Raw genomic sequence first — 14,589 nt, forward strand, 5'->3', positions numbered from 1 at the left:
CGCGCCAGGGGGCCGGGCAGCCGCGTCGTCTTCTTCTGAAGATGCCGAGGAAAGTCCGGGCTCCACGAAACAAGGGTGGCGGGTAACGCCCGCCGGGTGTGCGGCCTTCGGGCCAGAGCGCCAAGGGAAAGTGCCACAGAGAGCAGACCGCCGAACCGGTTCGACCGGAGGCAAGGGTGAAAGGGTGCGGCAAGAGCGCACCGCGCCTGCGGCAACGCAGGCGGCACGGCAAACCCCACCCGGAGCAAGGCCGAATAGGGGCGGCGCGCTGGTTCGCGAGAGCCGGCAGAGGTGTTTCTCCTCGACCGCCCGGGTTGGCTGCTTGAGCGCACGGAGCAATCCGTCGCCTAGAGGAATGGCTGCCGGCGCCGCCGCGTCCCAGGATACGGGCGGTGTCACAGAACCCGGCTTACAGGCCCCCTGGCATATTCGCCCGCCCCTTCGCTGCAGAGATTCTTCAGTCGCGGTCGATGATCGCCCGAACCGCATGCACTTCCAGCTTCAAGGTCGAATCTTCGGCCCCGTTGCCGGCCTGCCTGATCCGGGCGCGGTAGAGATCGGCCATCTTCTCATGGACCCGCTGGACGTCCAGCCGGTCGGCGCGCGCCGCTTCGGCAAGCTCCTCCTCCAGGCGCCGCTTGAAATACTCCGTATCCTCAAGTCCCATGGCATCCTCCTAGTAGGGTTCATGCACGCAACAAAAGTCTGGATCGGACAGCCTGTATGCCACGCTGGTCGCGCCGATACCTTATCAGATGTTGCATTGCGGGTCTTGGGCGATGAGGCCGGTTCAGGATCCTGATGCAGCCTCATCGGCGATCGTCAGCGGAATCTTGAGATAGCGCACCCCATTCGCTTCGGCTTCGGGCAAGCGTCCAGCACGCACGTTGACCTGGATCGATGGCAGGAGGAGGCGCGGCGCGCTGAGCGTGGCATCGCGCGCCTGTCGCATCGCCACGAAATCGTCCTCGCTGACCCCGTCATGCACGTGAACGCTGTTCTTGCGCTGCTCCTCGACGGTCGTTTCCCAGCGATAGTCGTCGCGCCCCGGGGCCTTGTAGTCGTGGCACATGAACAGGCGCGTTTCGGGCGGCAGGGCAAGCACGTGGCGGATCGAGCGATAGAGTTGGCGGGCGTCCCCGCCGGGAAAATCGGCGCGGGCGGTGCCGTAATCCGGCATGAACAGCGTGTCGCCGACGAACGCGGCGTCGCCGATCAGGTAGGCGACATCGGCCGGTGTGTGGCCGGGTACGTGCATCACCACGATCTCCATGGATCCCACGTTGAAGCGCTCGCCATCCGCCAGCAACCGATCGAAGTCCGATCCGTCGGTCTTCATTCCTTCCAGCGCAAAGATGGGGCGGAAAATCTTCTGCACTTCCCGGATGTGCTCGCCGATGCCGATCGGCGCGCCGGTCCGCGCCTTGATGTAAGGCGCGGCCGACAGGTGATCCGCGTGGGCGTGGGTTTCGAGGACCATCGCGATGTTCCATCCGCCATCGCGGGCGGCGGTCAGGATGCTGTCGGCCGAGCGCACGTCGGCGCGGCCGCTGGCGCCGTCAAAGTCGAGCACCGGGTCGATCACCACCGCCTGATGTGTCGCCGGATCGCCGACGAGATAGCTGATCGTGTTGGTCGGTTCGTCGAAAAACGCGCGGATAACGGGTTTGCTGTCCATGGGGAACTCCTTTGCGGCTTGACAATATATCTAGGAATGCTAATTTAGCAACAGCCGATATACAACTTCGGAGAATGGAACCGCGATGTTGGTTGAAATGGACCCGATCACCTTCGAACGCCACGCCGCGTCGGTTGCGGCGCTGCTGAAGGCGATGGGCAATACCCGGCGGCTGATGCTGCTGTGCAAGCTGGCTGAGCATGGCGAATTGAACGTGAGCGATCTCGCTTCCACGCTTTCGCTGTCGCAGTCGGCGTGTTCGCAGCATCTGGCGAAGATGCGCGACGAGGGCCTCGTGGCCTTCCGGCGCGAGCGCCAGACGCTGTGGTACCGGATCGCCGATCCGCGGACCGAGGCCCTTCTGGCCGACCTCTACAAACTTTACTGCAAGGACTGATTCGATGCCGAATTCATCGCTTACTTCGATCTCTCCGGCCCGGGCGCAGCAACTGGTCCGCTCCGGAGCCACATTGGTGGATATCCGCGATCCCGACGAGCACGCCCGCGAACGAATTCCTGGCGCCGTCAGCGTTCCGCTCGCCCGGCTCGATCGGCTTCCTGCCGGCCCGGTCGTGTTCCACTGCCGATCGGGCATGCGCACGAATGCAAATGCCAGCCGGCTGGCCGCGGCCTCGGCCGGCGCGCCCTGCCACGTGATCGAAGGTGGTCTCGATGCTTGGCGCAAGGCCGGCCTGCCGGTCACTGCCGACAGGTCGCAGCCGCTGGAACTGATGCGCCAGGTCCAGCTTGTCGCTGGTGGGCTTGTCCTGCTCGGCGTCATCCTCGGCTTTCTTGTCGCACCGGCTTTCTTCGGCCTGGCGGCGTTCGTCGGCGGCGGCTTGATGATGGCTGGCGCCACCGGTTGGTGTGGAATGGCGAACTTGCTGCGAACGATGCCGTGGAACCGCCGCGCCGGCACAATCTGACGCTCGAAGGATATCGTTGATGACCGTCGCCACCATCCTTCTCGCGCTGCTTGCCGGTAGCCTGATCGGCCTTGTCCTCGGCCTCGTGGGCGGAGGCGGGTCGATCCTGGCGGTCCCGCTGCTCGTCTATGTCGTGGGGGTGGGATCGGCGCATGCGGCGATCGGCACGGCGGCGGTCGCGGTCGCGGCGAACGCGGCGGTCGGTCTTGTCGGCCATGCCCGGGCCGGGCGGGTCAAGTGGCGCTGCGCGCTGGTGTTTGCGGCTGCGGGCGTCGTCGGCGCGGCGATCGGCTCGGAAATCGGCAAGGCATTCGACGGCAAGCGGCTGCTGATGCTGTTCGGGATCCTGATGGTTGGGGTAGGCCTGTCGATGCTGCGCAAGCGCCGCTCGGTCGAGGCTCCCGACGTGCGCCTGACCCGTGAATCAGCCGGTGCGCTGATCCCGCGCCTCGTCCCGATCGGGCTGGGCGTCGGTCTGGCCGCGGGCTTCTTCGGGATCGGCGGCGGCTTCCTGATCGTCCCCGGGCTGATCGCCGCCACGGCGATGCCCCTGACCGTGGCGGTCGGCACATCGCTCGTGGTGGTCACCGCGCTCGGCCTGACCACCGCGACTTCGTACGCCCTGTCATTCTTCGTCGACTGGGCATTGGTGGGCGTTCTGCTCGTGGGCGGAGTCGCAGGCGCAGCCGCCGGTATTGCGCTTGGTCGCCGGCTTGCCGCTCAGAAGGGCTTGCTCGAAAAGATTTTCGCGTTCGTGGTGATCGTGGTCGGAGTGTACGTCACCGTCCGCGGCTTCACCGGCTGAACCCGGCAGCCCTCCCGCGATCAGGGTCGTCCGATGCTGTGGTAGTGGAAGCCGGCGGCGCGGACCTCGTCGGGGTCGTAGACGTTGCGCAGGTCGACCAGCAGCGGGGTTGCGACGAGCGCCTTGAGCCGGGCCAGATCGAGGGCGCGGAACGCGTCCCATTCGGTGACGAGCACGATCGCGTCGGCGCCTTGCGCGGCGGCGTAGGTGTCGCTCGCCATGGCGACACCCGGCATCATCGCCTGTGCGACCTCCATTCCTTCGGGATCGTAGCCGACCACCTCGATCCCGGCGTCCTGCAGCGCGGTGGCGATCGCCAGGCTGGGCGAATCGCGCATGTCGTCGGTGTTCGGCTTGAAGGTCAGGCCGAGCAGGGCGACCTTGCGCCCGCGCGGATCGGCGATCCCGGCCTTGGCCATCGCCTCGATCACCTTGCGCCCCATCGCGCGCTTGCGCGCATCGTTGACCTGGACCACCGCCTCGACGATCCGCACCGGGCTGCCGAAATCCTCGGCGGTCTTGAGCAGCGCCAGCGTGTCCTTGGGAAAGCAGCTGCCCCCGTAACCCGGGCCGGCGTGAAGGAACTTGGCGCCGATCCGGTTGTCGAGCCCGATCCCGCGGCTGACGTCCTGGACGTCGGCGCCGACTTCCTCGCACAGGTCGGCCATCTCGTTGATGAAGGTGATCTTGGTCGCGAGGAAGGCGTTGGCCGCGTACTTGATGAGCTCCGCGGTCCGCCGCCCGGTGAACATGATCGGCGAGCGGTTGAGGAACAGCGGCCGGTAGATCTCGCGCATGACGTCGCGCGCGGCCTCGCTCTCGGCGCCGATCACGATCCGGTCGGGGCGCTTGAAGTCTCCGATCGCCGCGCCTTCGCGCAGGAACTCGGGGTTGGACACGACCGCCACGGTGTGCGCGGTGCCGGCCTCGCCGATGATCCGTTCGACCTCGTCGCCGGTCCCGACCGGCACGGTCGACTTGGTCACGACCACCGTGTCGCCCGTCAGGTGCCCGGCGATCTCCGCGGCGGCGCCATAGACGTACGAGAGGTCGGCATGGCCGTCGCCGCGCCGCGCCGGCGTACCCACCGCGATGAACACCGCCGCGGCGCCATCCACCCCGGCGGCAAGGTCGGTGGTGAAGCGCAGCCGTCCGGCCGCGGCGTTCTTGTGGACCAGCTCGGCCAGACCCGGCTCGTAGATCGGCATCCGGCCACCCTGCAGCGCCTCGATCTTGGCAGGATCCTTGTCGATGCAGACCACGTCGTGGCCGAAATCGGCAAAGCAGGACCCCGAAACGAGACCGACATAGCCGGACCCAACCACCGCAATCTTCACGCCGCATCTCTCCCGGCAGTACTACCCCGCGCGCCGTTAGACGCGCTCGCCGTGATATACCAGCGCTGGTCGCCCTCCAGCGCGAGGCAGGTCAGGCGCCCGCTCTTGTAGGCTCCGGTATCGATACCGATGCGGTTGGGCATCTCCTCGACGTCGTCGCAGATGGTGTGGCCATGGACGACGATGCATCCGTGATCGCGCGAATCCTCGATGAACATCTCGCGAATCCAGCGCAGGTCCGACTGGCTCTGGTCCGCCAGCGGGACGCCGGGCCGGATGCCCGCGTGGACGAACAGGTAATCGCCAATGGTCACGCTGTCTTCGAGTGATTCGAGATAGGCGACATGCTCGGCAGGGACGATCTGCGGCATCCGTTGCTGCAACTCCTCGAGCGACAGGCTTTGATATTCGGCCAGCCCGATCGGATAGCTCAGCAAGGTCTCCCTTCCGCCGAAGCGGAGGAAGTGGCGCAGCGTCTCCACCTTGTCGAAACTCTTTAGGAACATCTCCTCGTGATTGCCTGCCAGAACGCGCAGCGGCCGCCGCTGCGCCCACGCGCGGGCGGCATCAATCACCCCTGCGCTGTCGGGGCCGCGGTCGATCAGGTCGCCGAGCAGGACGACAGTGGTCGACGCAGGCCCGCGGCGGGCGTCGTCCTCCTCGATCTGCTCGATCATTTCGGAGAACAGGTCGAGCCGGCCGTGGATATCGCCGATAGCATAGACCCGCTCGCCCGGCGGCACGGCGGGTGCGGCGGCGCGAAGTCGCGGAGAGAGATAGTTTCGAAAACGGCGGATCATCTGCGGTCAATCGGCTCCGGACGCGGTTCGGGTCGGATTATCGGGAAAACCATCGCGGCAATCCACAAATGACGCCGCTTGTTCCCGCATGACGCGCCGACCCTGAACCGGTGATGTGCAAATGCCACGCCCATAGCGCGATGTGCGGCGGACCGATAATTTTTTCTTGTGCGATGCAGCATCGGCATGCACGATAACTGCGCTTTGCCGAGGATCGTCCACTACCACGAGACGACCCGGCGCTGCGCAGGTGGGACGACGCGTCAACGTTTAAGGGAATTTGACATGCGCACGTCCAACACGGGCCTCAACGCCCGCCTCATCGCCGCGACGATGCTCGCCGGCCTCGCTTTCGTTTCCTCGCCGGCTTTCGCTGACGAGACCGATCCGCCCAGCGACTTCACCTTCTCGGGCTACGTCCAGGGTGTCAGCGACTACCGCTTCCGCGGCCTTTCGCTGTCGGGCGGCGATCCAGCCATTCAGGGCTCGATCAACCTCAATCATTCCAGTGGCTTCTATGTCGGCACCTGGGCATCCAGCCTGGAGCAGGACGCGGCCGACGTTTACGGCTCGACCGAGCTCGACCTCTACGGCGGCTGGACCGGCGAAGTCACATCAGGCCTCACCGCCGACGTCGGGCTGCTGTACTACGTCTATCCCGCCGGCGGTTCGGGCAAGGGCAACTACTTCGAGCCTTACGCCTCGCTGACGGGCGCGGTCGGCCCCGCCACCGCCAAGGTCGGCGTCGCCTACGCACCGAGTCAGGATTCGCTCGGCAATGACGACAACCTCTATGTCTATGGCGAACTGGGTGCGGGCATTCCCAACACCCCGATCTCGTTGGCGGCGCACCTCGGCTATGCCGACGGCGTGCAGTCTCCCGACCGCCTGACCGGCAAGGGCACGGGCGGCGGCTTCGACTATTCGCTGGGCGCGACCTACAACATCACGCCCAAGTTCTCGGTCGGCGCCAGCTACGTCGGCGTCGACGGCAACAAGATCGATTCGTTCTCGGACGACACGGTCGTGGCGACGGTCAAGCTGGCGTTCTGACGCCACCAGGGTCGCGCGCATTCGGGGCGGTCGGCAGTGCCGGCCGCCCTTTTGCATCGCCCGGCCCGCGTGCTAAGCGCTCCCCATCCCGGCACCAGGTCGGGCGGAGCGCCGGGTGACCAAATTCCTTCATACCATGATCCGGGTTACCGACCCGGACGCGACCATCGCGTTCTTCAAGCTGATCGGGCTGGAGGAAGTGCGCCGCTTCGATAGCGAGGCCGGTCGCTTCACGCTGATCTTCCTCGCGGCGCCAGGCGAAGAGGGGGTCGCGGAGGTCGAACTGACGCACAACTGGGATCCGGAGGAATATACCGGCGGCCGCAATTTCGGTCACCTCGCCTACCGCGTCGACGATATCTACGCGACGTGCCAGCGGCTAATGGACAACGGCGTCACCATCAATCGACCGCCCCGCGACGGACACATGGCATTCGTGCGCAGTCCCGACGGAATTTCGGTCGAACTGCTCCAGGACGGAAATCTGCCGCCGCAGGAACCCTGGGCCAGCATGCCCAATACCGGCGTCTGGTGAACTAGCTGGCGGCCGCGGTCGTCACAGGCCGCGCGCTGCGCAGTACCGCGAAGCCGGCCAGCGCCGACAGCAGCGACCCGGCCAGAACGCCGAGCTTGGCCTCTTCGACAAGTTGCGGGTGGCTGGGAAAGGCCAGCGCGCCGATGAACAGGCTCATGGTGAAGCCGATTCCGCACAGCAGCGCCATGCCCCACAGTTGCTGCCAGCTTGCTCCCGCCAGTTTTCCGCTTTCGCCCAGACGCTCGGCCACGATCAGCGTGCCGAAGATTCCGGCCTGCTTGCCTACGACAAGGCCCAGCGCGATGGCCAGCGGCAGCGGATCGGCAAAGGCGCCCACCCCCGTGCCGGCGAGTGAAACCCCGGCGTTTGCCAGCGCAAACAGGGGAACGATCAGGAATCCGTTCCACGGAACCAGTGCGTGCTCCATCCGCAGCAGCAGCGAATCGCCGCTCTTGCGCCCCACGCGCACTGGGATGGTGAGGGCCGCAGCCACTCCGGCGATCGTGGCGTGAACGCCCGAATTAAGCACGGCATACCACAGCAGCGTCGCGAGAATCACATAGGGAAGCGCGCGCTCCACTCTCATCCGGGCAAGGCCGATCATCGCAACCAGGATGACGAGCGATGCGATAAGCCAGGTCCCGTCGATCCGCGCGGTATAGGCAAGCGCGATGATCAACACCGCGCCCAGATCGTCGACGATCGCGACGGTCAGCAGGAACAACCGTATCGACGGCGGGATGCGCTTGCCCAGCAGGGCCAGCACGCCCATCGCGAAGGCGATGTCCGTCGCGGCTGGTATCGCCCACCCCCGGTGGAGTTCCGGATGCGCGCGGGTAATTAGCAGATAGACAGCCGCCGGGACGGCCATACCCGCCGCTGCCGCCACCACCGGAAGCCGTCGCGCCGCAGCGTCGGCCAAGGCGCCCGTCACGATCTCGCGCTTGATCTCGAGGCCGACGACGAAAAAGAACACCGCCATCAACCCGTCGTTTATCAAGGCATGGACGGTGTTGAGGCGGGCAATCGGGACGATGGCCAGCGGATCATGGAACAGCGCATGGTAATCGTGCGCCAACGCCGAATTTGCGAGGCCCAGCGCGACAAGGGTAACCGCCATCAAGAGGACGCCGGGCGCGGCTTCGCTATGTGCCAGCGCGCGCAGCCGTGGCGACAGGGCAAGGCGTCGCCGCCGGCTCACCGGATGTCGAGGGCAGCGTTCCGCCCGCTTGAAAAATAACGGATAAGGCTCATGAGTCGAGGCAGTCAAAGAATGTAACGCGCGTTGCATGCGCAGGGTCAAGGCGATAGTCTGGCCGAGTCGCAATGGCCACAATGCGCCGCCGGGGCAAGCGGAAGGGGACAGGCCCCGACCGCGCGGCGCGCAGCACGGGCCGGTCTGGGGGAACTGCCGGCTTGGTCGTGCTGTGGGGTTACTCGCTCTTCCAATGGCTGGAGCTTGTCCAACGCGAACTGCTTCTGTTCGCGGCGGCCTGGTTCGTCCTGGGTGCGCTGGACGAGGTCGTCGTCGACTTGACCTGGCTTGGCCTGCGCTTGCGCGGTCGCGGTCGGGCCGAGGTCCTGGTGGGGGATGACAGTGCCGAACTGACAGGTCCCGCCGCTGTGCTGGTACCGACCTGGCGTGAAGCGGCAGTGATCGGCGCCATGATCGAGCATTGCCGGACGAGCTGGCCCCAGAAGGCCTTGCGCATTTACGTGGGCTGTTACTGCAACGATCCCGGAACCCTGTCGGCGGCGATCGAAGGTGCGGGCGACGATCCCCGCGTTCGCATAGTGGTCCATGAAGCCCTGGGTCCCACGACGAAGGCCGATTGCCTCAACCGCCTCTACACCGCGCTTTGCGCTGACGAGGAGCGAGGGGGCGAGGCGGCCCGCAGCGTGATCCTTCACGATGCTGAAGACATGGTCCATCCCGCGGCTCTGGCCCTGATGGACCGCCACCTCGTTACCGCGGATTTCGTGCAGCTTCCGTGCTCCCCGTGCCGCAGTCGAGCTCGCGGTGGATCGCAGGGCACTATGGCGACGAATTCGCCGAAGCGCATGGGAAGGCATTGGTTGTTCGCGATGCGTTAGGCGCGGGGATTCCCGCCGCCGGCGTAGGCTGCGGCTTCACCCGCGCCGCGCTGGGCCGGATCGAGGCCGTCCGCCGAAGCCATGGCGAGACAGGGCCGTTCGCCGCCGAATGCCTGACAGAGGACTATGAACTGGGTCTGCTGATCGGGGAACTCGGCGGCCGCAGTCGCTTCGTGCGGGCGCGCTGCACCAACGGCGATCTCGTCGCGACGCGCGAGCTCTTTCCATCGGACCTCGGCGTGGCCGTTCGTCAGAAGACGCGCTGGATGCACGGTATCGCCTTTCAGGGCTGGGACCGGCTGGGCTGGCGCGGCCGGCCGGTGGAGCGCTGGATGCGTATGCGCGACCGACGCGGGCCGCTGACCGCGATTGTCCTGTTCGCTGCTTATGCCCTCGTACTTCTGTGGGGGCTCGGACTCGTGGCCAAGTGGTTTGGGCTCTACCATCCGCGGCCACTGCCCGTCGCGCTCAAGGCCTTGCTCTGGACGAACTTTGCCGGCTTCCTGTGGCGAGCGGCGTTCCGTTTTGCGTTTACCGCGCGGGCCTACGGCCCGGTTGAAGGGCTTCGCGCCCTGGCGCGGATTCCGGTCGCTAACATAATCGCGATCATGGCAGGCCGCCGTGCCATCAGCGCCTACCTGCGCAGCCTGCTGGGGGCTGCCGTGCACTGGGAAAAGACGACGCACGAGCATCATCCCGCCCATCGTACCGCGTCCGCGCGGACGTGATCGCAGCGACGCCAGTTCCGCGCGCCGCACGCCGGCGCGGACAGCCGCTCGCTGTCCTCGCGCTGATCATGGTCGGCTGGGTCGTGGGCCGCGCGGTTCTCTGGCACTCGCCGTTTCCCCGCGCCTCGGCGAGCGCCCGGCCCAGCGAAGCGCGCCGCCCGCCTCGATACATTCCGCCGAACCTGGCACGCCAGCAACTCCTTGTGCTGCCGTCCGGATTGGCCAGGCCTGCGCCGCTGCCGATCGCAAGCGCCACTCCGCAGTCTTCAGGTCGGCCACCCATTCTCAGCACCGCTCAGCCGCTCTCAGAGGAGCGTGGCAGCGTCGTTGCGACCGCCCGCGCACCAATTGCGTTTCGAACTGACGATCCTTGGGATGGCCGTCAGGCGTCGCTTAACACCGATCGCAAATCCCGGCGCTGGTCGGCAGACGGTTGGCTGCTGCTGCGCGGGGGCAGGCAGGCAGGGGGGATCGGGGGATCGGGATTCGTGCCCGGATATGGCGGGAGCCAGGCAGGCGCGGTCCTGCGCTACGATCTTGCGCCAGCCAGCCCTAGCCTTCCTCAAGCCTACGTCCGTCTGTCGCGCGCACTGGGAATGAGCGGCGAGAGCGAAGCGGCGCTTGGCTTGTCGCTTCGCCCGCTTGTGCACATCCCAGTCCGGCTGCTGGGCGAGGCGCGGGTTCAGCGCGGCGGCGGCCCCACGCGGGTTCGGCCCGCGGCTCTCGCCGTAACCGAGCTGCCGCCGGCGCGGCTTCCGCTCGGCATCGTGGCTGAAGGCTACGGTGCGGTGGGCTATTCCGGTCCGGCTCTTGGAAGGCGGCACGGCGCGACACCGTTTTTCGATGCCCAACTCGGCGCGACCCGGCTCCTTGCGGGTCAGGACGAGGCGACCGGCGTGCACGCAGGCGCGGGGCTATGGAGCGGGGGGCAGAAAGGTGCGGCGCGCCTCGACATTGGGCCAAGGCTCGACCTGCGGGTCGCGACGGGCGCGGTTCGCGGCCGGCTCGCTCTCGACTGGCGGTTTCGGATTGCCGGGCATGCCGCACCGGCATCGGGCCCGGCGCTCACCTTTTCGGCAGGTTTCTAGTACGACCGGCTCGGCCCGCGTTCCCTTCGCCGCCGGGCTGCGCTAGGCCGGCAAGAGGATGGACGTCTACCTTCCCATTGCCAATCTTTCGGTGAACGGGCTCGTCATCGTCGGGCTGGGCGCCCTTACCGGGCTGCTTTCGGGCATGTTCGGTGTGGGCGGTGGGTTCCTGACCACGCCGTTGCTGATCTTCTATGGCATCCCGCCGACCGTCGCTGCCGCATCGTCGGCCAGCCAGGTCACCGGAGCCTCGGTTTCCGGGGTGTTCGCGCATACGCGCCGCGGCGGGGTGGATTACCAGATGGGCGGGGTGATGGTGCTGGGCGGTGTGCTCGGCACGGGCGTGGGCGCGGTGCTGTTCAAATTGCTCCAGAACCTTGGCCAGATCGATACCGTGATCAATATCCTCTACGTCACGATGCTGGGCGCGATCGGCGGACTGATGGCGCGCGAGGCTGCAATGACGCTCCACGCGGCGCGGACCGGCAAACCGCTGCGGCCGCGCAAACGGCGGCACCACCCGATGGTCGCCAACCTCCCCCTGCGCTGGCGGTTCTATCGTTCGGGCCTCTACATTTCACCGCTCGCGCCGCTGATCCTCGGCTTCGTCACCGGGATGATGACGATGTTGATGGGGGTGGGCGGCGGCTTCGTGCTCGTGCCCGCGATGCTCTACATTCTCGGGATGAGCGCAAACGTCGTCGTCGGCACATCGCTGTTCCAGATCCTGTTCGTCACGATGGTCACGACGATGATGCACGCGCTGACCACGAAGGCAGTCGACATCGTCCTGGCGATCCTGCTCCTGATCGGATCGGTCACGGGGGCTCAGGTCGGTTCGCAATTCGCCCAGAAGGCACGGCCTGAGCTGCTGCGACTGATCCTGGCGGTCGTCGTCCTCGGCGTCGCGCTGCGCATGGCGCTGGGGCTCGGTTTCCGACCGAGCGAAATCTTCACGGTGAGCGCGCTGTGACGGGCCGGGGCTGCCGCGCGCTGGTGGCGCTGATCCTGCTGCTGGTGCTGGGCGGGGCGCGCGACCCGATCCTGGTGCCCGAAATCTCCCAACACGAAATCCAGGTGCGGCAAGGCTTTACGGGGGCCAGCCTGCTACTGTTCGGCGCGATCCTGAACCCGGACGGCACCCGCGCGGCGCGCGGCTACGACATCGTCGTCGTGCTCAAGGGGCCGGTCCAGTCGATCGTCCTGCGCGAAAAGCAGAAAGTCGCAGGCATCTGGATCAATGCCGACAATACCGCCTTCCGTTCGGCGCCTTCGTACTTCGCGGTCGCCTCATCGCGTCCGATCAACCAGATCGTGGACGACAAGACCGCCGCGATCTACGAGCTGGGCCTTCCCTACCTGCAGCTTTCTCCCATCGGTGCGATCGACCCGCAGGAGCAGACGCGCTTTGCTGCCGGGCTGGTCGACCTGATGAAGCGGCAGTCCCTTTATGCCGAGAGCGGCGACGCGGTGAAGATCAGCGACGGCGTACTGTATCAGGCGCGGATCGAACTGCCTTCGACCGTACAGACCGGCACATACACCGCCGAAACCTTTGCCATCAGCAACGGCAAGGTCGTGGCGGCCGCGTCAAACACCATCGAAGTGCGAAAGCAGGGGTTCGAGCGCTTCGTGGCCCTGGCCGCGCAGCGCAGCTCGCTGCTTTATGGACTGTTCGCGGTCTTCGTCTCGGTGGCGATGGGCTGGGTCGCAGGGCGACTGTTCGCGCTGGTCTGAAGCGCGGGTGCTGGGCCCGTAACGTTACCCGATCTTAACCGTCCCCGCCTAAACCACTGCAAGATACGGAAGACGGGGATCAGGGCGGCACTATGTCGGATATGAGCGTGCAGAACTTCGGTGCAACCGCGGCGGCCGATCCGGTCGACGTCGCCGGCGCCGCCCCGGGCGCGCGCTCCAGCGTCGACAACGCGCGCGAACCGATCGGCATGGTGCTCGAGATCGCGGGCTCCAGTTCCAGCATCGCCCTTGACCTGGGCCGGCTCGAAGAATGCGCTGCCGACACCGATCCGTCGATTGCCCTGGCTGGCCAAGTCGGCAGCCAGATCAAGATTCGCGTCGGCAATTCGTGGCTGCTCGCCAGCGTGCGCACCCAGCGCCAGGACAGCACGATGCCGGGCGGCATCGTCGCCGGCATCGACTTCCTTGGGGAAGGGGACGAGGAGCGGCTGACCGGGCGCATCTTCGGCTTCCGTCGCGGCGTGACCCGCTATCCGATTCCGGGTGCGCTCATTTATCCCGCGACCAGCCAGGATCTTCGCCAGATCTACGCCAGTGACGGGCGATCCAGCATTCAGATCGGCACCGTGTTCCCCACCAAGGACATCCGCGCCGGACTCTATATCGACGCGATGCTGGGCAAGCATTTCGCTCTCCTGGGCTCGACCGGAACCGGCAAGTCGACCAGCGCCGCGCTGATCCTTCACCGGATTTGCGAGAAGGCGCCCGAAGGCCACATCGTGATGATCGACCCGCACGGCGAATACTCGGCGGCGTTCAAGCACACGGGCATGCTGTTCGACGTATCGAACCTTGCGATGCCGTACTGGCTGATGAACTTCGAGGAGCACTGCGAGGTCTTCGTCACCTCGAGCGGAGCCGACCGGCAGGAGGACAGCGACATCCTTGCCAAGTGCCTCCTCCAGGCGCGCAGCAAGAACCGGCTGGCCGAGGGGATGGGCAAGATTACGGTCGATTCCCCGATCCCCTATCTGCTGTCCGACCTCACCACCGCGATCCAGAACGAGATGGGCAAGCTCGACAAGGCGAGCTCGTCCGCTCCCTTCATGCGGGTCAAAGGCAAGATCGACGAGATCAAGGCCGATCCCCGCTACCAGTTCATGTTCTCGGGCATGCTGGTCGGCGACACGATGGCCGACTTTCTCGGAAAGGTCTTTCGCCTGCCCTCCAACGGCAAGCCGATCTCGATCATCGACGTGTCGGGCGTGCCGTCGGACATTACCTCGACCGTGGTCGCGGTGCTCAGCCGGCTGGTCTTCGATTATGCCATATGGTCGCGCGACGACATCACCAGGCCGATCCTTCTCGTCTGCGAGGAGGCGCACCGTTACGTCCCCAACGAGAAGAACTCCGACGGTTCGTCCGTCGGGCGCATCCTCAGCCGTATCGCCAAGGAAGGGCGCAAATACGGCATCTCGCTGGGGCTAATCACCCAGCGCCCGTCCGACCTTGCCGAAGGCGTCCTGTCGCAGTGCGGCACGATCATCTCGATGCGTCTCAACAACGACCGCGACCAGGCATTCGTGAAGGCGGCGATGCCCGAAGGCGCACGCGGCTTTCTCGATTCGATCCCGGCGCTGCGTAATCGTGAGTGCATCATCTGCGGTGAGGGCGTGTCGATTCCGATCCGCGTTGCGTTCGACGACCTCGAGGAAATCCGCCGCCCGGCGTCGGCCGACCCTTCGATTTCCGAGCTTTGGTGCAATACCGGCGGCGAAGAGGAAAGCGTGCAACGCGCCGTGTCACGCTGGCGCGCACAGGGGCGTTAAAGTCCCCACCAGGGCGCC

The 14,589-nt window shown here is 66.2% G+C and carries 16 protein-coding genes and 1 other RNA gene; 12 read left to right on the forward strand and 5 right to left on the reverse strand.

The window, feature by feature from the left end; translation table 11 throughout:
* Window positions 1-4: 4 nt before the first annotated feature.
* Window positions 5-428, forward strand: an RNA gene (rnpB, locus tag ACFO0A_RS05435) — RNase P RNA component class A.
* Between the two features lie 29 nt (window positions 429-457).
* On the opposite strand, the gene ACFO0A_RS05440 is transcribed toward rnpB, so the two are convergent.
* Together ACFO0A_RS05440 and ACFO0A_RS05445 are read right to left on the reverse strand one after the other, a co-directional pair.
* Window positions 458-667 (reverse strand): hypothetical protein, encoded by a 210-nt coding sequence (locus ACFO0A_RS05440; protein ID WP_379537948.1) that lies wholly within the window; start codon window positions 665-667, stop codon window positions 458-460.
* A gap of 123 nt (window positions 668-790) precedes the next feature.
* Window positions 791-1,678, reverse strand: coding sequence for an MBL fold metallo-hydrolase (locus tag ACFO0A_RS05445; protein ID WP_379537949.1), 888 nt, complete (start codon window positions 1,676-1,678; stop codon window positions 791-793).
* Window positions 1,679-1,763: 85 nt separating this feature from the next.
* Here ACFO0A_RS05445 and ACFO0A_RS05450 point away from each other — a divergent pair, with 85 nt between their 5' ends.
* The 3 genes from ACFO0A_RS05450 to ACFO0A_RS05460 are packed head-to-tail and all read left to right on the forward strand — an operon-like array spanning window position 1,764 to window position 3,409.
* Window positions 1,764-2,075 carry an ArsR/SmtB family transcription factor gene (locus ACFO0A_RS05450; protein WP_379537950.1) on the forward strand — a complete coding sequence of 104 codons (312 nt, stop codon included), beginning with the start codon at window positions 1,764-1,766 and terminating at the stop codon, window positions 2,073-2,075.
* Window positions 2,076-2,079: 4 nt separating this feature from the next.
* A complete protein-coding gene (locus ACFO0A_RS05455) occupies window positions 2,080-2,604 on the forward strand; it encodes a rhodanese family protein (protein WP_379537951.1) in 525 nt (174 codons plus the stop codon).
* A gap of 19 nt (window positions 2,605-2,623) precedes the next feature.
* On the forward strand, window positions 2,624-3,409 hold the full coding sequence (locus tag ACFO0A_RS05460) for a sulfite exporter TauE/SafE family protein (RefSeq protein WP_379537952.1): 786 nt from the start codon (window positions 2,624-2,626) through the stop codon (window positions 3,407-3,409).
* A 20-nt stretch (window positions 3,410-3,429) separates the two neighbouring features.
* On the opposite strand, the gene ACFO0A_RS05465 is transcribed toward ACFO0A_RS05460, so the two are convergent.
* Window positions 3,430-4,746, reverse strand: coding sequence for a UDP-glucose dehydrogenase family protein (locus ACFO0A_RS05465; protein ID WP_379537953.1), 1,317 nt, complete (start codon window positions 4,744-4,746; stop codon window positions 3,430-3,432).
* A complete protein-coding gene (locus tag ACFO0A_RS05470) occupies window positions 4,743-5,546 on the reverse strand; it encodes a metallophosphoesterase family protein (protein WP_379537954.1) in 804 nt (267 codons plus the stop codon). Before ACFO0A_RS05470 ends, ACFO0A_RS05465 begins: the two co-directional genes overlap by 4 nt.
* Window positions 5,547-5,831: 285 nt before the next feature.
* Between ACFO0A_RS05470 and ACFO0A_RS05475 the strand changes: the two genes are divergently transcribed.
* Complete coding sequence (locus ACFO0A_RS05475; protein ID WP_379537955.1) at window positions 5,832-6,599, forward strand: TorF family putative porin; 768 nt, start codon at window positions 5,832-5,834, stop codon at window positions 6,597-6,599.
* Between the two features lie 115 nt (window positions 6,600-6,714).
* Window positions 6,715-7,134 carry a VOC family protein gene (locus tag ACFO0A_RS05480; RefSeq protein ID WP_379537956.1) on the forward strand — a complete coding sequence of 140 codons (420 nt, stop codon included), beginning with the start codon at window positions 6,715-6,717 and terminating at the stop codon, window positions 7,132-7,134.
* A gap of 1 nt (window position 7,135) precedes the next feature.
* Here the strand turns inward: ACFO0A_RS05480 and nhaA are convergent, their stop codons facing one another.
* A complete protein-coding gene (gene nhaA, locus ACFO0A_RS05485; protein WP_379537957.1) occupies window positions 7,136-8,335 on the reverse strand; it encodes a Na+/H+ antiporter NhaA in 1,200 nt (399 codons plus the stop codon).
* Between the two features lie 125 nt (window positions 8,336-8,460).
* Between nhaA and ACFO0A_RS05490 the strand changes: the two genes are divergently transcribed.
* The 6 genes from ACFO0A_RS05490 (at window position 8,461) to ACFO0A_RS05515 (ending at window position 14,571) form a co-directional block, all read left to right on the forward strand.
* A complete protein-coding gene (locus ACFO0A_RS05490) occupies window positions 8,461-9,228 on the forward strand; it encodes a glycosyltransferase (RefSeq protein WP_379537958.1) in 768 nt (255 codons plus the stop codon).
* Entirely contained in the window at window positions 9,135-9,956 is an 822-nt protein-coding gene (locus ACFO0A_RS05495) for a glycosyltransferase family 2 protein (protein ID WP_379537959.1), read from the forward strand. Before ACFO0A_RS05490 ends, ACFO0A_RS05495 begins: the two co-directional genes overlap by 94 nt.
* Window positions 9,953-11,044: a hypothetical protein gene (locus ACFO0A_RS05500; protein WP_379537960.1), complete on the forward strand. Its 1,092-nt coding sequence runs from the start codon at window positions 9,953-9,955 to the stop codon at window positions 11,042-11,044. The genes ACFO0A_RS05495 and ACFO0A_RS05500 overlap by 4 nt, the downstream gene beginning before the upstream one ends.
* A 58-nt stretch (window positions 11,045-11,102) precedes the next feature.
* On the forward strand, window positions 11,103-12,017 hold the full coding sequence (locus tag ACFO0A_RS05505) for a sulfite exporter TauE/SafE family protein (RefSeq protein WP_379537961.1): 915 nt from the start codon (window positions 11,103-11,105) through the stop codon (window positions 12,015-12,017).
* On the forward strand, window positions 12,014-12,781 hold the full coding sequence (locus ACFO0A_RS05510) for a TIGR02186 family protein (protein ID WP_379537962.1): 768 nt from the start codon (window positions 12,014-12,016) through the stop codon (window positions 12,779-12,781). The genes ACFO0A_RS05505 and ACFO0A_RS05510 overlap by 4 nt, the downstream gene beginning before the upstream one ends.
* A gap of 92 nt (window positions 12,782-12,873) precedes the next feature.
* A complete protein-coding gene (locus tag ACFO0A_RS05515) occupies window positions 12,874-14,571 on the forward strand; it encodes an ATP-binding protein (protein ID WP_379537963.1) in 1,698 nt (565 codons plus the stop codon).
* Window positions 14,572-14,589: the final 18 nt, after the last annotated feature.

Origin of the sequence: Novosphingobium tardum (assembly GCF_042652045.1) — a bacterium.
GTDB lineage: Bacteria > Pseudomonadota > Alphaproteobacteria > Sphingomonadales > Sphingomonadaceae > Novosphingobium > Novosphingobium tardum.